This window comes from Micromonospora sp. NPDC005299, assembly GCF_042872345.1.
Lineage (GTDB): Bacteria > Actinomycetota > Actinomycetes > Mycobacteriales > Micromonosporaceae > Micromonospora.
Map to the genome: position 1 here is coordinate 27,602 of NZ_JBIAKG010000012.1, position 22,936 is coordinate 50,537.

At 73.6% G+C, this 22,936-nt stretch carries 25 protein-coding genes; 10 read left to right on the forward strand and 15 right to left on the reverse strand.

Annotated features, from left to right (window positions below):
• The first annotated feature begins 18 nt into the window (after positions 1-18).
• Positions 19-441 (forward strand): preprotein translocase subunit TatB, encoded by a 423-nt coding sequence (locus ACFYPD_RS27630; RefSeq protein ID WP_355061977.1) that lies wholly within the window; start codon positions 19-21, stop codon positions 439-441.
• Positions 442-518: 77 nt separating this feature from the next.
• Here ACFYPD_RS27630 and ACFYPD_RS27635 read toward each other — a convergent pair whose 3' ends face one another.
• The 3 genes from ACFYPD_RS27635 to ACFYPD_RS27645 all read right to left on the reverse strand — a co-directional run bounded on the left by ACFYPD_RS27635 (position 519) and on the right by ACFYPD_RS27645 (position 3,728).
• Positions 519-1,667 carry a P-loop NTPase gene (locus ACFYPD_RS27635; RefSeq protein ID WP_387119487.1) on the reverse strand — a complete coding sequence of 383 codons (1,149 nt, stop codon included), beginning with the start codon at positions 1,665-1,667 and terminating at the stop codon, positions 519-521.
• Between the two features lie 176 nt (positions 1,668-1,843).
• Positions 1,844-2,452, reverse strand: a complete 609-nt coding sequence (locus ACFYPD_RS27640) for a DUF1003 domain-containing protein (protein ID WP_387119490.1) — start codon at positions 2,450-2,452, stop codon at positions 1,844-1,846.
• Positions 2,445-3,728: a magnesium transporter MgtE N-terminal domain-containing protein gene (locus ACFYPD_RS27645; protein WP_387119493.1), complete on the reverse strand. Its 1,284-nt coding sequence runs from the start codon at positions 3,726-3,728 to the stop codon at positions 2,445-2,447. The genes ACFYPD_RS27640 and ACFYPD_RS27645 overlap by 8 nt, the downstream gene beginning before the upstream one ends.
• Before the next feature lie 33 nt (positions 3,729-3,761).
• Between ACFYPD_RS27645 and ACFYPD_RS27650 the strand changes: the two genes are divergently transcribed.
• On the forward strand, positions 3,762-4,631 hold the full coding sequence (locus tag ACFYPD_RS27650; RefSeq protein ID WP_387119496.1) for a PhzF family phenazine biosynthesis protein: 870 nt from the start codon (positions 3,762-3,764) through the stop codon (positions 4,629-4,631).
• Positions 4,632-4,693: 62 nt separating this feature from the next.
• Entirely contained in the window at positions 4,694-5,227 is a 534-nt protein-coding gene (locus ACFYPD_RS27655) for a hypothetical protein (RefSeq protein ID WP_387119499.1), read from the forward strand.
• A 22-nt stretch (positions 5,228-5,249) separates the two neighbouring features.
• On the opposite strand, the gene ACFYPD_RS27660 is transcribed toward ACFYPD_RS27655, so the two are convergent.
• Entirely contained in the window at positions 5,250-5,945 is a 696-nt protein-coding gene (locus ACFYPD_RS27660) for an HAD family hydrolase (protein ID WP_387119502.1), read from the reverse strand.
• Positions 5,946-6,038: 93 nt separating this feature from the next.
• Here ACFYPD_RS27660 and ACFYPD_RS27665 point away from each other — a divergent pair, with 93 nt between their 5' ends.
• Both ACFYPD_RS27665 and ACFYPD_RS27670 read left to right on the forward strand, forming a co-directional pair.
• Positions 6,039-7,004, forward strand: a complete 966-nt coding sequence (locus ACFYPD_RS27665; protein WP_387119505.1) for a DMT family transporter — start codon at positions 6,039-6,041, stop codon at positions 7,002-7,004.
• A gap of 65 nt (positions 7,005-7,069) precedes the next feature.
• Positions 7,070-9,229, forward strand: coding sequence for an APC family permease (locus tag ACFYPD_RS27670; protein WP_387119508.1), 2,160 nt, complete (start codon positions 7,070-7,072; stop codon positions 9,227-9,229).
• A 3-nt stretch (positions 9,230-9,232) separates the two neighbouring features.
• Here the strand turns inward: ACFYPD_RS27670 and ACFYPD_RS27675 are convergent, their stop codons facing one another.
• A complete protein-coding gene (locus ACFYPD_RS27675; protein WP_387119511.1) occupies positions 9,233-9,523 on the reverse strand; it encodes a hypothetical protein in 291 nt (96 codons plus the stop codon).
• Positions 9,524-9,572: 49 nt separating this feature from the next.
• Positions 9,573-10,397 (reverse strand): SDR family NAD(P)-dependent oxidoreductase, encoded by an 825-nt coding sequence (locus tag ACFYPD_RS27680; protein ID WP_387119514.1) that lies wholly within the window; start codon positions 10,395-10,397, stop codon positions 9,573-9,575.
• A 126-nt stretch (positions 10,398-10,523) separates the two neighbouring features.
• On the opposite strand from ACFYPD_RS27680, the gene ACFYPD_RS27685 reads away from it, so the two are divergent.
• Complete coding sequence (locus tag ACFYPD_RS27685) at positions 10,524-11,480, forward strand: HpcH/HpaI aldolase/citrate lyase family protein (RefSeq protein WP_387119517.1); 957 nt, start codon at positions 10,524-10,526, stop codon at positions 11,478-11,480.
• A gap of 55 nt (positions 11,481-11,535) precedes the next feature.
• Here ACFYPD_RS27685 and ACFYPD_RS27690 read toward each other — a convergent pair whose 3' ends face one another.
• A complete protein-coding gene (locus ACFYPD_RS27690; protein ID WP_387119520.1) occupies positions 11,536-12,072 on the reverse strand; it encodes a DUF4190 domain-containing protein in 537 nt (178 codons plus the stop codon).
• Between the two features lie 114 nt (positions 12,073-12,186).
• Here ACFYPD_RS27690 and ACFYPD_RS27695 point away from each other — a divergent pair, with 114 nt between their 5' ends.
• A complete protein-coding gene (locus ACFYPD_RS27695; protein WP_387119523.1) occupies positions 12,187-13,080 on the forward strand; it encodes an SDR family NAD(P)-dependent oxidoreductase in 894 nt (297 codons plus the stop codon).
• Between the two features lie 3 nt (positions 13,081-13,083).
• Here the strand turns inward: ACFYPD_RS27695 and ACFYPD_RS27700 are convergent, their stop codons facing one another.
• On the reverse strand, positions 13,084-13,518 hold the full coding sequence (locus tag ACFYPD_RS27700) for a DUF4190 domain-containing protein (RefSeq protein ID WP_387119526.1): 435 nt from the start codon (positions 13,516-13,518) through the stop codon (positions 13,084-13,086).
• A 181-nt stretch (positions 13,519-13,699) separates the two neighbouring features.
• Between ACFYPD_RS27700 and ACFYPD_RS27705 the strand changes: the two genes are divergently transcribed.
• Positions 13,700-14,896, forward strand: coding sequence for an acyl-CoA dehydrogenase family protein (locus ACFYPD_RS27705; RefSeq protein ID WP_387119529.1), 1,197 nt, complete (start codon positions 13,700-13,702; stop codon positions 14,894-14,896).
• Positions 14,897-14,948: 52 nt separating this feature from the next.
• Here ACFYPD_RS27705 and ACFYPD_RS27710 read toward each other — a convergent pair whose 3' ends face one another.
• On the reverse strand, positions 14,949-15,629 hold the full coding sequence (locus ACFYPD_RS27710; protein WP_387119532.1) for a PH domain-containing protein: 681 nt from the start codon (positions 15,627-15,629) through the stop codon (positions 14,949-14,951).
• Positions 15,630-15,719: 90 nt separating this feature from the next.
• Here ACFYPD_RS27710 and ACFYPD_RS27715 point away from each other — a divergent pair, with 90 nt between their 5' ends.
• A complete protein-coding gene (locus ACFYPD_RS27715; protein WP_387119535.1) occupies positions 15,720-16,373 on the forward strand; it encodes a TetR/AcrR family transcriptional regulator in 654 nt (217 codons plus the stop codon).
• Here the strand turns inward: ACFYPD_RS27715 and ACFYPD_RS27720 are convergent.
• Both ACFYPD_RS27720 and ACFYPD_RS27725 read right to left on the reverse strand, forming a co-directional pair.
• A complete protein-coding gene (locus tag ACFYPD_RS27720; protein ID WP_387119538.1) occupies positions 16,333-16,740 on the reverse strand; it encodes a CoA-binding protein in 408 nt (135 codons plus the stop codon). The two genes, ACFYPD_RS27715 and ACFYPD_RS27720, sit on opposite strands and share 41 nt — an antisense overlap.
• 49 nt (positions 16,741-16,789) lie before the next feature.
• Positions 16,790-18,853 carry an intein-containing Rv2578c family radical SAM protein gene (locus ACFYPD_RS27725; protein ID WP_387119974.1) on the reverse strand — a complete coding sequence of 688 codons (2,064 nt, stop codon included), beginning with the start codon at positions 18,851-18,853 and terminating at the stop codon, positions 16,790-16,792.
• A gap of 92 nt (positions 18,854-18,945) precedes the next feature.
• On the opposite strand from ACFYPD_RS27725, the gene ACFYPD_RS27730 reads away from it, so the two are divergent.
• Entirely contained in the window at positions 18,946-19,326 is a 381-nt protein-coding gene (locus tag ACFYPD_RS27730) for a thiol-disulfide oxidoreductase DCC family protein (RefSeq protein WP_387119541.1), read from the forward strand.
• 31 nt (positions 19,327-19,357) lie between these two features.
• Here ACFYPD_RS27730 and ACFYPD_RS27735 read toward each other — a convergent pair whose 3' ends face one another.
• The 4 genes from ACFYPD_RS27735 to ACFYPD_RS27750 all read right to left on the reverse strand — a co-directional run bounded on the left by ACFYPD_RS27735 (position 19,358) and on the right by ACFYPD_RS27750 (position 22,922).
• Positions 19,358-20,104: a cellulose binding domain-containing protein gene (locus ACFYPD_RS27735; protein ID WP_387119544.1), complete on the reverse strand. Its 747-nt coding sequence runs from the start codon at positions 20,102-20,104 to the stop codon at positions 19,358-19,360.
• 70 nt (positions 20,105-20,174) lie between these two features.
• Positions 20,175-20,555: a DUF742 domain-containing protein gene (locus tag ACFYPD_RS27740; protein ID WP_387119547.1), complete on the reverse strand. Its 381-nt coding sequence runs from the start codon at positions 20,553-20,555 to the stop codon at positions 20,175-20,177.
• Complete coding sequence (locus ACFYPD_RS27745; RefSeq protein WP_387119550.1) at positions 20,533-20,979, reverse strand: roadblock/LC7 domain-containing protein; 447 nt, start codon at positions 20,977-20,979, stop codon at positions 20,533-20,535. Before ACFYPD_RS27745 ends, ACFYPD_RS27740 begins: the two co-directional genes overlap by 23 nt.
• Positions 20,976-22,922, reverse strand: a complete 1,947-nt coding sequence (locus ACFYPD_RS27750; RefSeq protein WP_387119553.1) for a nitrate- and nitrite sensing domain-containing protein — start codon at positions 22,920-22,922, stop codon at positions 20,976-20,978. The genes ACFYPD_RS27745 and ACFYPD_RS27750 overlap by 4 nt, the downstream gene beginning before the upstream one ends.
• Between the last annotated feature and the right edge of the window lie 14 nt (positions 22,923-22,936).

Below are 22,936 nucleotides of genomic sequence, written 5' to 3' on the forward strand. Positions count from 1 at the left end.
ACGCCACGAGGAGGCCGAGTGTTCGAGAACCTGAACTGGTGGGAGATCGGCGCCCTGCTGCTCCTGGCACTGTTGATCTTCGGGGACCGGCTGCCCACGGTGATCAACGACGGCCTCCGGATGGTCCGCAACCTGCGCAACATGGCGCGGAACGCCACCGGTGACCTGAGCCGCGAGCTGGGCACCGACATCCAGCTGGAGGACCTGCACCCGAAGGCGTTCATCCGGAAGCACCTGCTCAGCGAGGAGGACGAGCAGGCCCTCCGAAAGCCGCTGCAGAGCATGTACGACAACCTCCGCTCGGACGTCACCGGCGTGCACGACGACCTGAAGGACGTGGCCAAGGCGGCCGACCTGCGTACCAACGGCACCCGCCCGGCCACCGCCACCGGCGGCGCCCCGGCACCGGTCCAGCGCCCCTCCTACGACGACGCCACCTGAGCCCGCGCACCACCCCGTAACCGGACCGACCCTCCGCGGCCGGGGCCGGGGAGGGTCGGTGCGGAGCTTTCCGGGGGTCAGCGACCGGCGGGCTTGAGACCTAGGGGCTTGCCGAGCAGGGACTCGCGGCGCACCGCGAGGCGGTCGGCGACCTGGACGAGCGCCCGGGCGGCCGGGGCGTCCGGCTCGGCCAGCACGATCGGGTTGCCGGCGTCGCCGCCCTCGCGCACCCGGGTGTCCATCGGGATCTGCCCCAGCACCGGCACCTGCGCGCCGATGGTCCGGGTCAGCGACTCGGCGACGGCCGCACCGCCACCGGCCCCGAAGACCTCCATCCGGGAGCCGTCCGGCAGCTCCAGCCAGGACATGTTCTCGATGACGCCGACCACCCGCTGGTGGGTCTGGAGCGCGATGGCGCCGGCCCGCTCGGCCACCTCGGCGGCGGCTGCCTGCGGGGTGGTGACGACCAGGATCTCGGCGTTTGGCAGGAGCTGGGCGACCGAGATCGCGATGTCGCCGGTGCCCGGGGGCAGGTCGAGCAGGAGGACGTCCAGGTCGCCCCAGTAGACGTCGGCGAGGAACTGCTGCAACGCCCGGTGCAGCATCGGGCCGCGCCAGACGACGGCCGCGTTGCCCGGGGTGAACATGCCGATCGAGATGACCTTCACGCCGTGCGACTGCGGCGGCATGATCATGTCCTCGACCCGGGTGGGCGCGCCGTCGGCGCCGAGCATCCGGGGCACCGAGTGGCCGTAGATGTCGGCGTCCACCACGCCGACCGAGAGGCCGCGGGCGGCCAGCGCGGCGGCCAGGTTGACGGTGACGCTGGACTTGCCGACGCCGCCCTTGCCGCTGGCGACCGCGTAGACGCGGGTGCGGGAGCCGGGCTGGGCGAACGGAATGACCGGCTCGGCGGTGGCCCCGCCGCCGCGCAGCTTCGACTGGAGCTCCTGGCGCTGCTCCGGGCTCATCACGCCGAACTCGATCTGGACGCCGGCCACGCCGGGCACCGCCCCGACGGCGGCCGTGATGTCGGTACGCAGCTTGTCCTTCAGCGGGCAGCCGGCCACGGTGAGCAGCAGTTCGACCCGGACCACGCCGTCGTCGCCGATCTCGGCGGAGCGGACCATGCCGAGCTCGGTGATGGGCCGACGGATCTCCGGGTCGTTGACGGTGGCCAGGGCGGCCTGGATCGCGTCGGAGATGGTGCTGACGGGTGCTGACATGTCCGCAATGCTACGTCGGTGGTCATCGGCGTCCGCCGCTGGCGGGGGCCGGGTGTGAGCGAATCGATGGCCGCCCGAGGGGTGGACGGGCCGTGCCGCGAAGTGGGACGATCGCACCGAACGCCGCTCGCCTGGCCCCTTGAGGCGCGCGGCGTTCAATACGTTTCCCGGCGAATTCAGCCCTCGAACTGCCCGTCGCGGGCGAAGTCGCCGTCGAGGTCGTCGCGGGGCTCGTCCAGCGGCTCCCCGCCGGCCTGCCGCCGGGCCTCCCGCTCCTGCTGCCGGCGCTCCAGCTTCCGCCGCCGCTCGGCCGCCTCGTCCAGCTCCTCGGCCAGCCGGGCCAGCTCGGAGCGGAGGAAGTCCCGGGTCGCCACCTCGCCCAGAGCGATGCGCAGCGCGGCGATCTCCCGGGCCAGGTATTCCGTGTCGGCCTTCTGCATGGTGGCCCGCCGCCGGTCCTCCTCCAGCGCGATCCGGTCCCGGTCGGCCTGCCGGTTCTGCGCGAGCAGGATCAGCGGGGCCGCGTAGGAGGCCTGGAGGGAGAGCACCAGGGTCAGGAAGGTGAAGGTGTACGGGTCGAAGCGCAGGTTCGTCGGGGCCAGGGTGTTCCACGCGAACCAGGCGGCGATCACCAGCGTCATGTAGACGATGAAGTTCGCCGTGCCCATGCCCCGGGCGATCCCCTCCGACCAGCGGCCGAAGGTCTCCGCGTCGATCCGGGGCAGCCGGAGGCCCCGGGGCGCCCGCGGCTGGTCCAGCCGCTCCGCTCGTCGCTGGTCAGCCATTGCCGCCGTCCAGGGTTCCCTCGTCGGCGGGCGCGGGCGCCATGGCGTCCCGGTCCCGCCAGTCCCGCGGCAGCGAGTGGTCCAGCACGTCGTCCACCGTCACCGCGCCGACCAGCCGCATGGACCGGTCCACCACCGGCATGGCGACCAGGTCGTACGTGGCCATGCGGCGGGTGATCTCGGGCAGCGGGGTGGTCGGCCGCAGCGGGTCGATGTCGTTGACGACGACCCCGCCCAGCAGGTCGGCCGGGGGCTCGCGGAGCAGCCGCTGGAAGTGGACCATGCCCAGGTAGCGCCCGGTCGGCGTGGTGAGCGGGGCGCGGGTGACGAAGACCTGCGCGGCCACCGCGGGGGAGAGCTGCGGCTCGCGGATCCGGGCCAGCGCCTCGGCCACGGTGGCGTCCGGCGGCAGGATCACCGGCTCGGAGGTCATCACGCTGCCGGCGGTGCCGGAGGCGTAGCGCAGCAACTGGCGGACCGGGGTGGCCTCGTCCGGCTCCATGAGGTCGAGCAGCACGTCCTGCTCCGGCGGGGGCAGCTCGTTGAGCAGGTCGGCGGCGTCGTCCGGGTCCATCTCCTCCAGCACGTCCGCGGCGCGTTCCCGGTCGAGCGCGGCCAGGATCTCCACCTGGTCGTGCTCGGGCAGCTCGCCGAGCACGTCGGCGAGGCGCTCGTCGTCCAGCGCGGCGGCCACCTCGTTGCGCCGGGCGTCGGGCAGGTCCTGGAGGGCGTTGGCCAGGTCGGCCGGGCGCATGTCCTCCAGCACGGCGAGCAGGTTGGCCGTACCGCGGTTCTCGCCGAGGGTGCCGAGGCCGCGCACCCGGTCCCACTCCACCTGGTGCAGGTGGCCGCGGCGGGCGAGCCGGCTGGTCTGCTCGCGGACGGCGACCCGGGTGAGTGCCCACTCGCCGCCGCGGCTGCACTCCATGGCCACGTCGACCACCGAGCCGGCCTGCCCGGTGTCGAGCTGGACCCGCCGGTCCAGCAGCTCCTGGAGCACGAGCAGCTCGTTCGGGCGCTTCTCGAACCGGCGCAGGTTGAGCGTGCCGCTGCCGAGCACCACGGCGTCCGCGTCGATGGAGGTGATCCGGTTGATGGAGAGGAAGATGCGCCGCCGCATCGGCATCTCGGCGACCAGCCCCACCACTTCGGGCGGGCGTTGGGTCGGCCGCACCCGGGCGACGGCGTCCCGGATCCGACCCACCTGGTCACCGTTCGGGTCGAAGACGGCGACTCCGGCGAGTCGAGCGATGTAGACCCGGTTCGGCGTGCTCACGGGCACCAGCCTAAGGGCCTAGTGTTTATCAACATGTCGACCTTGGCCTACGAGATCGTGGACGTCTTCACCGACCGCCCGTTCGCCGGCAACCCGCTGGCCGTGGTGTTCGGCGCGGAAGGGCTCGCCACCGAGCAGATGCAGGCGCTCGCGCTGGAGTTCAACCTGTCGGAGACGGTGTTCGTGCTGCCGCCCACGCAGGTCGGTGCGACGTACCGCGCGCGGATCTTCACCCCGGCCGAGGAACTGCCGTTCGCCGGGCACCCGAGTGTGGGCGCCGCGGTGACCGCGAGCCGCCGCGGCATGTTCGATGTGGGCAGGGTCACCCAGGAGTGCGGTGTCGGGGTGCTGCCGATCGAGGTCACCCCCACCGGCGCGACCCTCACCGGGAGCACACCGACCCTGGGGCCCGAACTGGACCCGGAGCCGCTGCTGGAGATGGCCGGCCTCACCGCCGCGGACCACGCCGGGCCGGCGCCCCGGGTCGCCGGCTGCGGGCTGGAATTCCCCTACCTTCCGGTACGTCCCGACGCAATGGCCCGCGCCAAGGTGAACGCGGCGGCGGCGGAGCGGTACGGCGTGGAGCACGTCAGCGTCTTCTCCTGGGACGCCGACTCGCAAACCGCGCACGCGCGCGTCTTCGTGCCGGGCCTCGGGGTGCCGGAGGACCCGGCGACCGGCTCCGCCGCCCTGGGGCTGGGCGTCTGGCTGGTGGCCAGCGGGCTGCTGCCCGGCGAGGGTCGCTTCGAGTACGCGGTCCGCCAGGGCATCGAGATCAACCGGCCGTCCGCGCTGGCCTGCACGGTGACCGCGGCCGGCGGGGTGGCGGTGGCCGCGACGGTCGCCGGCCACGTCATGCCGGTGGCCCGGGGCGAGATCGCCGTCCCGCCCTTCGTGGGCTGAGACGGCGGATGCCGGCGCGGTAGCGTGCCGCTGAGGACGTGGTCCACCCCGGCCGAGCCGGGATGCGGGAGGATGCCGGAGTGAGCGACGAGGTCGGCGAGCGGACCACCACACCGCTGGTGGACGAGGCGATGAAAAAGGCGGCCGTCTGCTGGGTCAGCGTCGACGGCGGCCCGGCGTACGGCCTCTGGTGCCTGCCGCTCGACGGCGCGCTGCTGGTGGTGACCGGCCCGGGCGAGCAGTCCGCCCCCGGGCTGGCCGACGCGGACGCGGCCGAGGTGACGCTGCGCGGCGACCACGGCGGCCGGATCGTGACCTGGCCGGCCCGGGTGACCCGGCTGCGGCCGGGCAGCGAGGAGTGGGAGAGCGCCGCGCCGCTGGTCGCCGCCAAGCGGCTGAACGCCTCGGGCCCCTCCGTCGACCTGGTGGCCCGCTGGGCGGCCGAGGGCTGTGCGGTGAACCGGTTGAGCCCGGAGGGCGCCGCCGTCGCGGGTGCCGACCTGCCGGCCGACTCGCTCGCCGAGCAGCCCCGGGAGACGACGGCGGTCCGGGCCACCCGCAAGCCCTTCCGGCTGCACAGGGTCCGCCGGCGCTGAACCGCCCCGGCCCGTCACCCGGTCAGCCGACGGCGATGGGGTCGAGCAGGCCGAGCACCTCGGTGAGCGAGGTCAGCTCCGGGCCGTCCCAGCCGTGGTCGGCGTTGAAGACCATGTGACGGGCGAGGTCCGGGGCGGCCAGCCGGACCGCGGTCATGCCGGCCCGCTCGGCGCCGGTGAGTTCCTGGCTGCCGCCGTCGCCGACGTAGAGGCAGTCGGCCGGCGTGAGGTGGAGCCGGTGGCAGGCGGTCAGGTAGAGCGTCGCGTCGGGCTTGCAGCGCCCGACCTGCACCGAGAAGACCCGGACGTCGAGCAGCGGCGCGACCGCCAGTTGAGGCAGGAAGGCCGGAAGTTCGTGCGTGCAGTCGCTGATCAGGCCGGTGCGGACGCCCAGCCCGCGCAGCGCGGCCAGCACCGGCACCGCCTCGGCGCGCAGCCGGGTGTCGGCGCGCACCGCCCGGTGCCGGGAGGCGACGGCGGCGCGTACCGCCTCGTCGGAGGGGTGCACGCCGGCCTGCCCGCAGACCCAGCGCAGGGTGGCCTCGGCGTTGCCGAACCGCCCGCTGGCGCGCTGGTAGTAGCTGCGGTCGAGGACGTCGGTCAGGGTGTCGGCCGAGCAGCCGAGCAGTTCGGCGATGGTCCGGTGGGCGGACCCGCGCTGGACGCAGCGGGTCAGCGTGCCGAAGAAGTCGAACAGCACCGCCTGGTATCTGGGCATGGGGGAGGGCTCCGGACGTCGAGGGGGTTCGCCGGGACGCGCATGATCGTAACGGAGTGCTGACCGTCCGTGGTGCCAGATGGCGTGTGAGTATTGCTCTCCGTGTCCCACCCTCCGCACCGCCCGCCGCTCGACGCGCTGACCGTCGGCGCGCTCGCGCTGGCCGTCACCGCCGTCTCGTCCTCCGCGCCGCTGGTCGCGTTCGCCGCCGCGCCGGCCCTCGCCATCGCCTTCTGGCGCAACGTGCTCTCGCTGGCCGTGCTCGGCCCGGTCTCGCTGACCCGGCGGCGGGCCGAGTTCCGGGGGCTGACCGTCGGCGCGGGCCGGCGGGAGGGGCTCTACTGCGTACTCTCCGGGGTGGCGCTGGCCGCCCACTTCGCCACCTGGATGCCGAGCGCGCAGCTCACCTCCGTGGCCGCGGCCACGGCGCTGGGCGCCACCCAGCCGGTCTGGCAGGGTCTGATCGCCCGCTGGCAGGGTCGGCGGCTGCCCGCGGCGGTCTGGGCCGGCATCGCGGTCGCCGTGCTCGGTGCGGCGCTGGCCACCGGGGCCGACTTCGGCGTCTCCGGCCGGGCCTTCGCCGGTGACCTGCTGGCCGTCGCGGGCGGCATGTTCGCCGCGGTCTACACCGCCTTCGGCGAGCGCGCCCGGGCCAGCATCAGCACCACCACCTACACCACCATCTGCTACGGCGTCTGCGCGGCGATCCTGCTGGTGGTCTGCCTGGTCGGCGGGGTGCGCCTGCACGGCTACGACGGCGCCACCTGGCTGGCGATCCTCGGCCTGGTGGCCGGCGCCCAACTGCTCGGCCACTCGATGTTCAACTACGCCCTGCACCGGGTCTCCGCCACCACGGTGAGCGTGCTGATCCTGCTGGAGGCGCCCGGCGCGGCGCTGATCGCCGGGGTCTGGCTGGGCCAGTTGCCCCGCCCGCTCGCCCTGCCCGGGCTGGCCCTGCTGCTGGCCGGCGTGGCCGTCGTCATCCTCGGCGGGGCCCGGGCCGGCCGCCGCACGGTGCCGGTCGCGGTGCCCGCCGACCCCGCACCGCTGGCCGACTGACCGGGTCCGCCTCGCATTCGCAGAAACTGCTCCCCGCCGCGCCGGTTTCGGTGAGAGTGCGGAGGGTGGGGGCGGAAGGGGAACGCGACGACGCGGCCGAGCGGGGGACGATCGTCACCCCGTCGGCCGAGTTCCCGCCGCTCGGCCCCGAGGAACGGGCGGCCCTGGGCCGGATCGGCGAGCGCTGGCGGGAGCCGCGCGGCCCGGACGAGCTGCCCGTCGACCCGACCCTCGGCCGCAGCGGGCGGCCCCCGCGGCCGAGCCGGTTCGGCCGGCTCGTTCCGATCGAGATGTTCACCGTCGAGGAGCCGGACGAGCTGGTCGCCACCGAGCCGGCCCACCTGCCCGGCTCGCGGGCCGGGCGGCTGCTCACCCGGGTCCGTCGGACGCTGTTCGGCCCGCCGATCTCCAGCGCCTCGGTGCTCTACGAGCGGATGCGCAAGCTGGTCGCCCTGCCCGTGCTCTCGTCCGACCTGCTCAGCTCGGTGGCGTACGGGCCAGAGGCGATGCTGGGCGTGCTGGTGCTGGCCGGCAGCGCCGCGCTCGGGCTGTCCCTGCCGCTGGCCGCCCTGCTGGTGGTGCTGATGGTCGCGGTCGGGCTGTCCTACCGGCAGACCATCCCGGCGTACCCGCACGGTGCCGGTTCGTACATCGTGGCCAGCGACAACCTGGGACGTACCTCGGGACTGGCGGCGGCGGCCGGGCTGATGCTCGACTACGTGCTGACCGTGTCGGTGTCGGTGGCGGCCGGGGTGCACGCGGTCACCTCGGCGCTGCCCGCGCTGGCCCCGGTCACCGTGCCGCTCGGGGTGCTGGTGATCGCCCTGCTGCTCGCCGGCAACCTGCGCGGCGTGCGCACCGCCGGAAACCTCTTCGTGCTCCCCACCTACGCCTTCGTGGTCACGGTCCTCGCGCTGCTGGTGGTTGGCTACGCCGGAGCGGCGGGCCGGGGGTTCGCGCCGGTGTCGCCGCCGCCGGTGCCGGCCGCCGAAGGACTGGGCCTGCTGCTGGTGCTGCGCGCGTTCTCCTCCGGCGCGGTGTCGATGACCGGCATCGAGGCGGTGTCGAACGCCGTCCCCGCGTTCCGGCCCACCGAGTGGCGCAACGCCCGCGCCACGCTGGGCTGGATGGTCGCCATGCTGGTCGTGCTCTTCGCCGGTCTGGTCGGGCTGATCCACCTGGACGGCCTGGTCCCGCAGCCGGGCGAGACGCTGCTCTCCCAGCTCGGCCGGGTGACCTTCCCGACCGGCCCCTGGTACGCGTTCCTCCAGGCCACCACCGCGCTGATCCTGCTGCTGGCGGCGAACACCGCGTTCAACGACTTCCCCCGGCTGCTCTTCTTCATGGCCCGGGACGGCCACGCCCCCCGCCGGTTCCTGCACATGGGCGACCGGCTGGCGTTCAGCAACGGCCTGGTCGCGCTGTCGCTCGCCGCAGGGCTCATCTTTGTCGCCTTCCGAGGCAACACCGCGTCGCTGATCCCGCTCTACGCCGTCGGCGTCTTCCTCGCCTTCACCCTGTCGCAGGCCGGCATGGTGGTGCACTGGCGACGCCGCCGCGGGCCGGGCTGGCATCGCCGGCTGGTGCTCAACGCCGTCGGCGCCACCCTCTCCGGGCTGGTGCTGCTCACCGCCGCGGTGGCCAAGTTCAGCGAGGGTGCCTGGGTGGTGGTGGTCGCGGTGCCGCTGCTGGTGCTGCTGTTCCGGCGGATCCACCGCCACTACGCCGCGCTGCACGACGCGCTGGCGCTGCACCCGCCCGCGCCGCCCGGCCCCGCCGGACCCGCCGGGTCCGCCGAGGGCGAGGAACTGCCCCAGGAGGTACGCCACCTGGTCGTCGTGCCGGTGGCCCGGCTGAACCGGGCGTCGCTGCGGGCCCTGGCGTACGCGGCGTCACTGGGCCAGCCCACGCTGGCCGTGCACATCGCCCCGGAGGAGGCCGAGTCGGACCGGTTCCGCGAGCAGTGGCGGGCCTGGGGCGACCACCTGCGGCTGGAGACCATCGTGTCGCCGTACCGGGCGGTGATCGGGCCGCTCGCGCACTACCTGGAGGCGCTGCACACCACCCGGCCCGAGCTGACGCTGACCGTGATCGTGCCGGAGGTGGTGCTCCGCCACGCCTGGCACCGCCCGCTGCACAGCCGCGCCGAGCACCGGCTCCGCGCCGCCCTGCGGGCGCTGCCCGGCGTGGTGGTCACCAGCGTCCCGGTCCACCTCGCCGAGTGAGCGTCAGACGTCGTGGACGTCGAGGACCCGGGTGGTGGGGGCGGTGTCGCCCAGCGCGGCCCGCAGCGCCACCCGCTCCGGGTCCACCATGAAGGCGTCGTAGCCGGCCCGCGCGGCGAACCGGATCACGTGCACCTCGGTCGTCCCGTCCCCGGTGCGCAGCCGCCGCTCCAGCCGCCCGCCGTGCCGCCCGAGCAGGGCCAGCACCGCGTCCTCGTACCGCTGGCCGGCCTCGGGGTCGGCACTCAGGTCGACCAGGGCGACGAGCAGGGGCGCTTCCGCGTGTTCGGTCATGCGGCGGAGTATGGCAGCGGTCGGCCCGGCCGGTTGCCGGGGAAGCAGGTCAGGCTTCGATCCCGACGGCCTTGGCGCTGGCGCTCCAGAGTCGGGCGGCGAGGGCCGGGTCGGCCGCCTTGGGCAGCGGTCGGCGGAGCCGCCGGTCGGCGTAGTAGCCGCCGTCGACCAGCCGGGCCGGGTCCTGGTTGGCCAGCCAGACGAGGGTCTCCGCGCCCCGCTCGGGGCTGCGAAACGGCAGCAGCCGCATGCCGAGGGCGACCAGCCGGCTCTCGTTGCCGAACCGGGTCCGCACCACGCCGGGGTGGAACGAGTGCGCCGGCATCTGCGGCCAGCGCCGGGCCACCTCGGCGGTGAACAGGATGTTCGCCTGCTTGCTGGTGCCGTACGCGCGCATCGGGCGGTAGCGGCGCAGCGCGGCGTTGAGGTCGTCCGGGTCGAGCACGCCGCTGCGGTGTGCGCCCGAGGCGGTCACCACCATCCGGCCGATTTGATCCCGCAGCAGGTTGCTGAGCAGGAACGGCGCGAGGTGGTTGGCCTGCATGCTCAGCTCGAACCCGTCGACGGTGGTGACCGGGTGGAGCACGATCGCCCCGGCGTTGTTGGCCAGTACGTCGATCCGGTCGAACGCGGCGCGCAGCCGCTCGGCGAGCCCGCGTACGTCGTCCAGCACGGCGAAGTCCGCGCGGAACAGCTCGGGCTGCTCGCCGCAGCACTCGCGGACGCGTTCCCCGGCGGCGCGCAGCCGGGCCGGATCCCGGCCGACCAGTACCACCCGGTCGCCACGACCCGCCAGGTCGACCGCGGCGGCGAGGCCGATGCCCGAGCTGGCGCCGGTCACCACCACCGTCCGCCGCTCAGTGAGATCTTCCACAGGTCCATTCACCCCGGTCACGGCACGAGGTTACCGTGGCGTCACAACGCCCTTTGGGATCGTTAAGTTCTCGTCTTTCACGTGGTGGCGTCGGCGTGCCCGCCGGACGCTGGAAGGAGCGCATCCATGGCCGCAGTCGGTCGCCCCCGCCGGTCCTGCCTCGCGGTACCCGGCTCCAGCGTCAAGATGCTCGGCAAGGCCCAGGGCCTCCCCGCCGACCAGGTCTTCCTCGACCTGGAGGACGCGGTCGCCCCGCTGGCCAAGCCGGACGCCCGCAAGAACATCGTCGCCGCCCTGAACGAGGGCGACTGGGCCGGCAAGACCCGGGTGGTCCGGGTGAACGACCTGACCACGCCGTGGACCTACCGGGACGTCGTCGAGGTGGTCGAGGGCGCCGGCGCCAATCTGGACTGCATCATGCTGCCGAAGGTGCAGAACGCCGCGCAGGTGCAGTGGCTGGACCTGACGCTGACCCAGATCGAGAAGACCCTCGGCCTGGAGGTCGGCCGGATCGGCATCGAGGCGCAGATCGAGAACGCGGCCGGCCTGGTCAACGTCGACGCGGTCGCGGCCGCCTCGCCCCGGGTCGAGACGATCATCTTCGGCCCCGCCGACTTCATGGCCTCGATCAACATGAAGTCGCTGGTGGTCGGCGCACTGATCCCGGACTACCCGGGCGACCCCTACCACTACATCCTCATGCGGATCCTGATGGCCGCCCGGATGCACGACAAGCAGGCCATCGACGGCCCGTTCCTGCAGATCCGGGATGTGGACGCGTTCCGCGAGGTGGCGAAGCGCTCGGCGGCGCTGGGCTTCGACGGCAAGTGGGTGCTGCACCCGGGTCAGATCGACGCGGCCAACGAGGTCTACTCCCCGGCTCAGGCCGACTACGACCACGCCGAGCTGATCCTCGACGCGTACGACTGGTACACCTCGGAGGCGGGCGGGAAGCTCGGCGCGGTGATGCTCGGCGACGAGATGATCGACGAGGCGTCCCGCAAGATGGCGCTGGTGATCGCGGCCAAGGGCCGGGCCGCCGGAATGAGCCGCACCTCGTCGTTCACCCCGCCGGCGGAGTGACCACGAGCCGTTGACGCGACGGGCCGCCCCGGCCGACCGGGGCGGCCCGTCCGCGTCAGTAGCTGCTGGAGCTGTCCGAGTTGATGGCGATGATGATCATCACGACGTAGAAGATGATCAGCAGCACCAGCAGGGCGGTGAGGATCCAGCCCACGATGATGGCCGCCTTCGCCATGCCCTCGCCCTGCTCGCCGGTCTGCCGGATCTGCTTCCGGGCGACGTGGCCCATGATCGCGCCGATCGGGGCGGTGATGCAGGAGGTGAAGCCGACCAGCGAGAGCACCAGCGCCACGATGGCCAGCGTGTTCGTCTTGCTGGAGGGGGGCGCGTAGCCGGGGTATGCCGCCGGCGGGTAGCCGGCCGCGGCGTAGGGATCGCCGGGCGGCGGGTAGCCGGGCGGGGCGTACGGGTTGCCGGCCGGCGGGTAGCCGGGGGCGGCGTACGGGTCGGCGGGCGCGTACGGGTCCGCCGACGTCGGCTGGGTCGGGATGGGGTTGCCGGCCATCGGCAGCGTCGGGTCGACCGGCGGGCTCGACTGTGGCCCGGCCGCCGACGGGTCGTGCCAACCACCGGGCGGTGGGGGATAGCTCATCAGATCATCTCCATGGACGTGGTGCGGTCAGGGTAGCCACCGGCGGGCAAGTCGGAGGGACCCCTTTCCGGGTGCCGCGTTGCCCGGAACGTCCACAGCGGGCAGGATCGCGGCATGGCACTTGACGCGCGCGGTGGTCGGTCTCGACGGGACGTCAGCCGGCCGGGCCTGGTGCGCCGGCCCCGCGGCGGCGCCCCCACGGGCTCCGCCGACCAGGAGGACCAGTGGGCACCGCTCGACGAGCCGGCCACCATGCGCCTGGACGGCCGCGTCGCGCTGGTCACCGGAGCGGGCAGTGCGGACGGCATCGGGTACGCGACGGCGCGCCGCCTCGCCGACCTGGGTGCCCGCGTGGCGATCGTCTCCACCACCCGGCGGATCCACGACCGGGCCGGCGAGCTGGGCGTCACCGGCTTCGTCGCGGACCTCACCGACGAGTCCGAGGTGGGCGCACTCGCCGACGCGGTGGCCGAGCAGCTCGGCGACGTCGAGGTGCTGGTCAACAACGCCGGCCTGGCCAGCCGGGCCAGCCCGGAGGTGCTGCGGCCGGTGGCCCAGCTGACCTACGACGAGTGGCGCGGCGAGATCGACCGGAACCTGACCACGGCGTTCCTGTGCAGCCGCGCCTTCATCAGCGGAATGGCCGAGCGCGGCTGGGGGCGGATCGTCAACCTGGCGGCCACCGCCGGGCCGGTCAACGCGCTGCCCACCGAGGCCGGCTACGCGGCGGCGAAGGCGGGCGTGGTCGGGCTGACCCGGGCGCTGGCCATGGAGATGATCGCCGACGGGGTGACCGTGAACGCGGTGGCGCCGGGCATCATCCACACCGCGGCGTCCACCATGGTCGAGATCAAGCAGGGCCACGGCACCCCGGTCGGCCGCCCCGGCACGCCCGACGAGGTGGCGGCGGCGATCGCCTTCCTCTGCTCGCCGGCCGCCTCCTACATCACCGGGCAGATGCTGGTGGTCGACGGCGGCAACAGCGTCCGGGAGGCCGAGTTCCGCTGACGGTCAGTAGGTGTTGCCGTTGTCCGAGTTGGCCCAGATGGCCAGGCCGATCCAGCCGCAGCAGACCAGCAGGCCGATCACGGTGAAGACGTAGCTGAGGATCAGCCCCCAGGTGGCGAGCTGGTCGCCCTCCTCGCCGGTCCGCCGGATCTGCCGCTTGGCCAGGTGACCGCAGACGATGCCGGCCGGGGCGAAGACGAAGGCGAAGACCAGCGACAGGATGGCGAGCACGTTCGGCCCGCCGCCGCGCGGCTGCGGTCCAGGGCCGGGCGGCCCGTACTGGCCGTACGGGGGTTGCGGGGCGTAGGGCGGCTGGGCGGCCCCGGGCGGCTGGTGCCCCCAGTGCGGCTGCTGCTGCGGCTCCCCGTACGGCTGGCCGTAGGCCGGCGGCTCGTACGGCGACGGTGGCTGCTCGGGCTCACCGGGTGGTTGGCTCACGTCCCTCCTCGCCCCTTCGTCGCAGGTCGACGGCCCTCTCTCTTGCGGACGCTACCCGCAGCGGTGAACCTTTTCACAGCGGTTGTGTGGACTGGTCACCTTGGCTCCGCCGGTCCCGGGACCGATACTGACCCAGCGTTCAGTTACCCACGAGTAATGCGCCGATCCCCCGGAGGCTGAGATGGCTCGACTCGCCCAGACGCCCGGCCTGACCGACGTGCAGCGGTCGATCCTGGAAACCGTCCGGGAGTTCGCCGACAAGGAGATCATCCCGCACGCCCAGCGGCTGGAGCACGCCGACGAGTACCCCACCGACATCCTCGACGGGATGCGCGAGATGGGGCTGTTCGGCCTCACCATCGACGAGGAGTACGGCGGTCTCGGCGAGTCCCTGCTGACCTACGCCCTCGTGGTCGAGGAGCTGTCCCGGGGCTGGATGTCGATCTCCGGCATCGTCAACACCCACTTCATCGTGGCGTACCTGATCTCTCAGCACGGCTCGGCCGACCAGAAGGCCCGGCTGCTGCCCCGGATGGCCACCGGCGAGGTGCGCGGCGCCTTCTCGATGTCGGAGCCCGAGTGCGGCTCCGACGTCTCGGCGATCAAGTCCAGGGCGGTCCGCGACGGCGACAACTACGTGCTCAACGGCCAGAAGATGTGGCTGACCAACGGCGCGTACTCGTCGGTGGTGGCCACCCTGGTCAAGACCGACACCGGGGCCGACTCGGTCTACGGCAACATGAGCACCTTCCTGCTGGAGAAGGAGCCCGGCTTCGGCGAGACCGCCCCCGGACTGACCATCCCCGGCAAGATCGACAAGATGGGCTACAAGGGCGTCGAGACCACCGAGATGGTGCTCGACGGCGTCACCGTCCCCGCCTCGGCAGTGCTCGGCGGCGAGGAGAAGGTCGGTCGCGGCTTCTACCAGATGATGGACGGCATCGAGGTCGGCCGGGTCAACGTGGCGGCCCGCGCCTGCGGCATCTCGATCCGTGCGTTCGAGCTGGCCGTCGCGTACGCCCAGCAGCGCCGCACCTTCGGCCAGCCCCTCGCGAAGCACCAGGCCGTCGCGTTCAAGCTCGCCGAGATGGGCACGAAGATCGAGGCCGCCCACGCCCTCATGGTCAACGCGGCCCGGCTCAAGGACGCCGGCCAGCGCAACGACGTCGAGGCCGGGATGGCGAAGCTGCTCGCCTCGGAGTACTGCGCCGAGGTCGTCCAGGAGGCGTTCCGCATCCACGGCGGCTACGGCTACTCCAAGGAGTACGAGATCGAGCGGCTGATGCGGGAGGCCCCGTTCCTGCTGATCGGCGAGGGCACCTCGGAGATCCAGAAGACCATCATCTCCCGAGGCCTGCTGAAGGAGTACAAGCTCTGAGGCGTGTGGCGGGGCCCCTTCCTGACGGCTGCCGTCGAGGCAGGGGCCCTTCTCAACGCCGGGGACGCGAGCCGGACCGCCCGGGGGAGTGATCCTCCGTGCCCGTCCCGGGGAGGTGCCGGCGGGCCCGGGCCACCAGGGACTTCGGGTCGTCGGCGTACAGCCGGATCTCCCGGACCGGCTCGCTCGGTCCCTTCGGCAGGCGCACCGACAGCGGCTCCCGCAGCACCACGTCGACCGCGGTCTGGCTGCCGACGCCGAGGTTCAGCACCGCCGGGTCGTCCGCGTCGTACTGCACGGCGCGGCTGGACGGCAGCGACCGGTAGCGCGCCTCCACCCCGGCGACGGCGGACCACGGGATCAGGACGTCGAGCGAGACGCCGTTGCGGAGCCGCAGGCCGGCGTCGTCGACGACGTGCGGGTGGATCCGGAGGCTGGCGAGCAGCCCGATCATCCACAGCACGCCCCAGACGCCGAGCCCGATGGCGACGTGCCGGACCGTCGGCCAGCCGACGGTGTGCCGGAGGATCAGGTCGAGGACCGGGATCTCGATGGCCGACAGCACGATGAACACGCCGAGGATCGGCTGCACCACGCCGACGTAGGCGAACGTCGCCGCGCCCGGGGCCAGCGGGTAGGGCCGCCGCAGGACCCACCGGGCCAGGCTGCGCCACATGCCCCACTCGTACGCGACGGCGCGCCGGGCCAGCCGGACCACGTCGATCTTTGCCATCCCCCGCCCACCCCTCTTTTGCATTGCAGTTGCAACGTAAACGCTGCCGGGCGGCGTGTCAATGCAGTCGCATTGTGAAAGCATGGGGGGATGCCGAAGCGGGTCGACCACCGGGAGCGCCGGGCGCTGATCGCGGACGCGCTGATGCGGGTCGCGGCCGAGCAGGGCCTGGAGGCGGTCAGCCTCCGGCACGTGGCCGCCGCGGCCGGGGTCAGCGCCGGGATGGTGCAGCACTACTTCGGCACCCGGGACGAGATGATGACCTTCGCGCTCGCCGTGGTCCGGGAACGCAACGAGGCCCGGGTGACCCGGGCGATCGGGGCGCTCGGCGCGACGCCGGCACCGCGCACGCTGCTGCGGACCATGCTGGCCGAGCTGCTGCCCTTGGACGAGGAGCGCCGCGCCGACGGCCGGGTCGCGCTCGCGTTCCTGGCCTACACCGCCGTACGCCCCGCCGTCGCCGCCGCGCTGCACGACGAGACGGCCGCCCTGCTGGGCTTCATCGCCAGTCTGATCCGCTCCGAAGCCGGCACGAAGGTGGATCCGGAGCGGGCCGCGGTCGGGTTGCTGGCGGTGATGGAGGGCCTCGGCATCTACCTGCTCGGCGGGCACTACCCGCCGGAAACCGCGCTGGCCGCCCTCGACACCCAGCTCGACCTGCTCTTCGGCCCCGAGCCCGATCGTCCCCCGGCCGGGGTGGCAGTCAGCCGCGCCGCGTCAGGCCCCCGGCGGCGCGCTCGATGATGAGGCAGCGGTCCTCGACGTAGTCGATCCCCGCCTCCTCGGCGACCCGCCGCGCCTCGGCCGAGAAGATCCCGAGCTGCAACCAGACCGCCGGCGCGCCGATCGCCACCGCCTGCCGGACCACCTCGACGGCGTCCCGGGCCGGGCGGAACACGTCGACCAGGTCGACCGGGTGCGGGATGTCGGCCAGCGACGGGTACGCCTTCTCGCCGAACAGCTCGTCCACGGTCGGGTTCACCGGGATGACCCGCCAGCCGTGCCGCTGCATCTCCAGCGGCACGCGGTGCGCGGCCTTGCCCGGGTCGCGGGACGCGCCCACGACGGCGATCACGGCGGAGTCGGCGAGGATCTGCTGGGCGGAACGCATTCGCCGAGCCTAACCCGGCCGGCGGCGGACGGCCGGGCGTGCCTCCCGGCTACAGCAGGGAGAGCTGCTCGGCCGCCGGGGCGGGCGCGGCGGGCAACTGGCGATTGTCGCCGACCTCGCCCCGGTGTAGCCCGTGCCGGCGGGCCGCCATCCGCACCCGCGCGGTCACCTCCCGCTGGTAGGCCTGCGGCGCGTACGCCCCGGCCTGGTAGAGCTGCCGGTAACGGGGGACCAGGTGCGGGAACTCGCGGGCCAGCCAGCGCGCGTACCACTCGCGGGCGCCCGGCCGCAGGTGCAGCGGCAGCGGGGTGACGCTGGTGGCCCCGGACGCGGCGATCGCGGCGACCGTCGCGTCGATCGACTCGTCGCCGTCGCTGAGCCCCGGCAGGACCGGCGCCATCAGCACCCCGACGGAGAAGCCGGCGTCGGTGAGCCGGCGTACGGCGTCGAGGCGGCGACGCGGGCTCGGCGTGCCCGGCTCGACCGTCCGCCACAGCGCCTCGTCCACGAACCCCACCGAGTAGGACAGCCCGACCCGGGTCACCTCGGCGGCCTGGCGCAGCAGCGGCAGGTCCCGCAGCAGCAGAGTCCCCTTGGTCAGGATGGAGAACGGGTTGGCGAAGTCTCGCAGCGCCGTGAGGATCTGGGGCATGAGCTGGTAGCGCCCCTCGGCCCGCTGGTAGCAGTCCACGTTGGTGCCCATGGCGATGTGCGCGCCGCGCCACTTGGGCGCGGCCAGCTCCCGGCGCACCAGCTCACCGGCGTTGACCTTGACGATCACCCTTCGATCGAAGTCCGCGCCGGCGTCGAGGTCGAGGTAGGTGTGCGTGTTGCGGGCGAAGCAGTTGTGGCTGACCACCCCGTTGGCGATGAAGTCGCCGGTGCCGGTGGTGATGTCCCAGAGCGGGAGCTCCAGCCCGAGATCCTCGATGCTCGCCACCCGCAACGCCGCCTGGCACTTCAATGCCGCACCGTCGATGGATCGCTTGCGGGTGATGGCCGGGTTGGTCAGGTGAAAAAAGCGCAGCCGGGCCGGGAGGCCACCGGTGAGACGGATCTGCCGTAGTCGATTGGGGCGGCGGCGGTCCTCAAGGACCCATTTGAAGCCGAAGTTTTCCAAGGCATCGACGGTGTGGTCGAGGATTTCGTCATCACAGTTGCTGATCCGGAACACGCCCCGGCTGCAACTGCCCTCGGCGTCGAAGATGCCAGCGAGGAAGCCCAGTCGCCAGTCGTCCGTCGGGGCGCCCGGCCAGCCAATCAGCTTCTTGATCGCATCGACCTTCTGTGTGCCCGATGCGCGGATGGCTTCCATCGCCCGGCGGTTCGGCTTGGCCTGTCCGAAGGGAGCGCGGGATGTTCCCACGCCAAATTCCTTCAGGAACCGCTCGGCGCGGTCGAGCGCCTCTCTGTCCGTCAATGCCAAGCGAAATTGGCGGCTCCAACTGTTTCGAAGGGGGTAGACGCCAATGGTTCCATCACCCCGAATCATGCCGCATAGATATCCCTGTCGGTAGTCGGCGGACTCCTTGGGCCCGGCTACGAACCGGCCGGTCCCAATCAGTCGGTTGCTCGTGGTCAGGTGCGGCCGCTTGCTGGCACCGCCCATCCCGCCGGTCACGTGTTTCCAGCCGCGCTCGCTGAGGAACCGGTGATCGCCGCTGGCCACCAACGTGGTGCCGTCCTCCAGGGTCACTCGGTAGGCCCGCTTCACCATCGACCACTTGTCGAGGACCGTGGTCACTACATACCTGCGATAGGCGCCGCGCCGTTCGGTGCCGTAGATCCGGTCACCCGGTTCCAGTTCACTGATCGGCTTCGTGCTGCCGTCAGCCATGAGGATTGGCGTGTCGCCGGCGACGCAGTACACACACGCGTGGCTGCAACCCCGGTAGGGGTTGATCGTCCACTCGAACGGGACGCGGGACTGGCCCGGCACCCGATTGATGATCGATTTGGCCCGCACCTCGTAGAAGGTCATCCCGGCGAAGCCGGGGGTGTCGAACGTGCGGGCGATCGCGCCGGGGAGCGCCAGCGGCAGGGGTGGAGTCGCTGGCGCTGCCCCGTCGGGAGTCCCCTCGTCCGGGGGAGCGGAGAGGTTGTCCCAGCGCATGTGCTTCATTCGAACATGCGTACGAACGAAGCGCAAGTGACCCGCCGGACACCGGCCACCGGAGTGGGACCCGCGGGGTGCAGGATGGGGGCATGGAGACGTCGACCTTCGTCTACGACGGCGACTGCGCGTTCTGCACCCGGTGCGCGCGGATCATCGAGCGCTGGATCCCGACCCGGGCCCGGGTGCTGCCCTGGCAGTTCGCCGACCTCGACGCGCTCGGCCTGACCGCCGCCGAGTGCGAGGAGGCGGTGCAGTGGGTCGGCGCGGACGGCGTACGCGCCGCCGGCCCGGACGCCATCGCCCGGCTGCTCGGCGACAGCAACCCGCTCTGGCGGACCGCCGGGGCCGGTCTCCGGTTCCCTCCGGTACGCGCCGCCGCCTGGCCGGCGTACCGCTGGGTGGCCCGCAACCGCCACCGCCTGCCCGGCGGCACCGCGGCCTGCGCGGTCCCGTCCGCCGGTCGCAACTGACGCGGTCGACCCGCCGCCTCGGCCCGGCCGGTCAGCCGGGCAGGCCCGTGCAGGCGGCCCCGTCGATGGTGCACGCCGTGGGCGTGGAACTGAGTGCCGCGCCGTCCACCCGGAACGTCACCCGGACCGTGCCGCGGCCGGGCACCCGGCCGGCGTCCCCCTCCGGGACGAAGGTCCACGTCGCGCCGTCCCGGCTGGCCCGGGCCCCGGTGACCGAGGTGACCCGGAGCGACTCGCGGGGCAGCACGACGACCAGCGTCCAGGTCGCCGCCGGCGTCGGACCCGGGTTGTCGATCGTCACCGCGGCGCCGTAGCTGAGCAGGGCGTTCTCCTCGACGGTGAAGGCGGCGCCCAGCGGGACGGGCGCCGGTGGCGCCGGGGTGGTCGCCGACGGCGCCCCGGTCGAGGGCAGCGTGGCCGGTGGGGCGGGGGCCGCCGGCGCGGCGGTGCTCACGGGCGGTGGGGACGTCCGGGGGGTGGCGTCGGTCGACTCGGGCTGCTCGTCCGGTGTCCCCGTCACCACCGGGTCGGTCGCCGGCACGGCCCCACCGGGCCCGACGGCCACCGGGGTCAGCCGCTCCGGCGTGCTCAGCACCGTGACGATCGAGTAGGCCGTCGCCAGCAGCACCCCCAGCGAGGCGGCGATGGCCACGTAGGCGAGCCGTGAGCCGTCACGCCGGCCGATGACGGCCCGGCGTACGGCCCCAACCGCGGCGACGAGCCCGTCCAACAGGATGATCGGCAGGGTCCGCCGTGGCGGGGACGGTGGTGCCGGCACTGGGCCTTTCCCCCTTCAGGTCGTCCATCGGGCCGGAGTCCGCGGTCTCGGTCCCGGCGGTCTCCACCCGTCACAGCGTGCGAAGACCGTCGAGCAGCGCCTCAAGCAGTTCCCTGGACGGCGCCCCGGACAGCGACGGTGGCTCGTGCGTCTCGATCAGGCCCGCCTCCAGCAGGTCGCCGAGCAGTACCCGGACGGTACCCAACGGCAGATCCAGTTCGGCAGCGACCTCCGCCACCGACAGTGGACGCCGGCACCGCTCGATTATGCAGGCCTGTTCGGGAAACAGCAGTGTGGAGGCAGGGGCCTCCCGCCGGGCCACCACGAGGGAGATCAGGTCGAGCTGACCGTGGTCGGACGTGATGCGGCCGCGCGTCACCGTGTACGGCCGGGCCACCGGCCCGGCGTCCTCGTCGTACCACGCCTCGTCATGGTCTCCAGTGGTGCGCACCGCTGATCCCGCCTGTCACCGTCCGGGCCGGTTCGAGGTAGACGGGCAGGGCCCGCTCGGCCTGCGCCGCGAACAGCGCCACCTCGTACGCCATGTCGCCGATGTCGGCGTCGCCGCCCATCCGGACGGTGAGGATCGCTCCGCCCCGGGTGGTGGCCACGAACACGAACGAGCGCGACATCTGCACGACGACCTGCCGCAGCCCGCCGGCGACGCACACCCGCCCGGCGGCCTGTCCCAGCGCGTACAGCCCGCTGACCAGGCTGGAGACCTGCTCCGCGAGGTGGTCCTCGACGTGCCGGGACCGGCCGAGCAGCAGCCCGTCGGGGGAGAGGACCACGGCGACCTCGGCCCCCGGGACCCGGTCGACCAGGCCGTCCAGGGCGGCGGCCAGGCTGTCGGTGGCGACCGCTGAATGCGTCATGTGGGTCCTCTCCCGCTGTTGCGGAGCGTTGTCTCGGGGGTGTCGGGGCCGGTGGCGCCGGGTGCGGGCCGGACCGCCCCGGACTGGCGGATCCGGGTGGGCAGCGCGGCGCCGGCGGCCGCCGGGGCCGGCGGGTGCGGGGGCCGGGCCGGCGCCGGCACGGCCGCACGGCCGCCGGCCACCGTGTCGCCGGCGGGTGCGGTCGCGGCGACCAGACCGGGCGGGAGCAGCACGACGGCGGCGGTTCCGCCGCGCGGGCCGGGACGCAGCGAGACCCGTGCGCCGCAGCGGGCGGCGAGCAGGGCGGCGACGTGCAGCCCGGCGCGGCCGGCGGGCGGGCCGTCCAGGGGTGGCCGGTCCAGGAGTTCGTTCGCCTCGGCCAGCGCGGCGGCGTCCAGGCCGGGCCCGTCGTCGAGGATCACCACGGCGCAGCCCTGCGGCCCCGGCTCGCCGGCGACCCGTACCGTGGTGTGCTCCGGGGAGCAGGCCAGCCCGTTCTCGATCAGCTCGGCCAGCAGGTGGACGACGTCGGTGACGCCGGATCCGGCGAGCGTCCACGGCCAGTGCGGCGCGACCAGGACCCGGTGGTAGTCGGGCACCTCGGCGACCGCCCCGCGTACCACGTCGAGCAGCGGCACCGGCCGTCGCCAGCGGCGGGCCGGCGCCGCACCGGCCAGGATCACCAGCTTCTCCACGTTGCGCCGGATCCGGGTGGCGAGGTGGTCGAGCCGGAACAGGTCGGCCGTCTCCTCCGCCGCCCGCTCCCGCCGTTCCATGGCGGCCAGCAGGTCGAGCTGCTCGCGCAGGAGGGCCTGGTTGCGCCGGGTCAGCCGCAGGAACAGCTCGCCGGTGGCGGCCACCGCCGGCACCGAACCCCCGTCGTCGCCGGTCCGGCGGGCGGCGGAGTCACCCGCGTCGCCCGGCGCCCCCGCCGGAGGGAGGGCACCGGAGCGGTCCGGCCCGTCGGTCCGGCGGCGAACGGCGCGGGACCAGCCGACGAGCACGACGAGCACGGCGATGAGCCCGAACCCCACCACCACGCCGGTCCGGGTGACCACCAGCGCGGCGCCCGGCGCGGCCCGCTCGACGCTGCCCCGGGCCGTGGCGGTCACCAAATCCCGCAGCCCGCTCAGGGCCGGGTCGACAGCCTCTCGCCAGCTCTGCGCGCTGATTCCGGTCGTGCCGTCGGCGTCCGCCGCCCGGAGCAGCCGGTCCTCCAGCCGCAGCAGGCCGGCGAACCGTGGGCCCTCCACCAGCCGTTGGTGCTGGTCCCGTCCGCCGGCCGGCAGCGCCGCGGCGGCCGTTGTCCGGGCGTACCGCTGGATGGTCACCAGCTCGGCCAGGCGGCGCCGGTCGTCGTCGCCGATCTCGCCGCCGGCCAGTGCGGCGGTCACCAGCGTGTCCTCGCGGGCGAGCAGCTCGCGGGCCCGGGCCAGCGCGACGACGGCCCGGGTCTCGCCGGCCAGCTCGTCCTCGCGGCCGCCCCACTCCGGGCCGTACACCGCGAAGGCGGCGTCGACCAGCCGGTCGTACGCGGCGACCGCGCTGGGCCGGTCGAGCCGCCCGCCGTCCACCTCGGACCGGAGAGTGGCCAGCCCGGTCAACTGCCGGACCAGCTCGTCGGCCCGGTCCCGCACCGCGCCCGCCGTGAGCAGGCGCGGGTCGTGGTCCTCGGTGAACGCGCGCACCGGGGCGACGGCGCCGTCCGTCTGGTCCCGCGCCTCGGCCAGTGCGGCCCCGGCAGGGCTGGCACCGGCGATCGTCTCGGCGGTCAGCCGGCGTTCGAGCTGAAGGTGGAGGATCAGCAGGTCGGTGGGCTGGCCGAGGGTGTCCGCCAGGGCCCGGACCCGCACGAGGTCGGCGGCGTCCCGGCTGGTCAGCACCGCGGCGTACGCCCATAGGGTCAGCAGCACGGCGGCCAGCGCGCCGAGCCTCAACCGCATCCGTCGGTCACCGG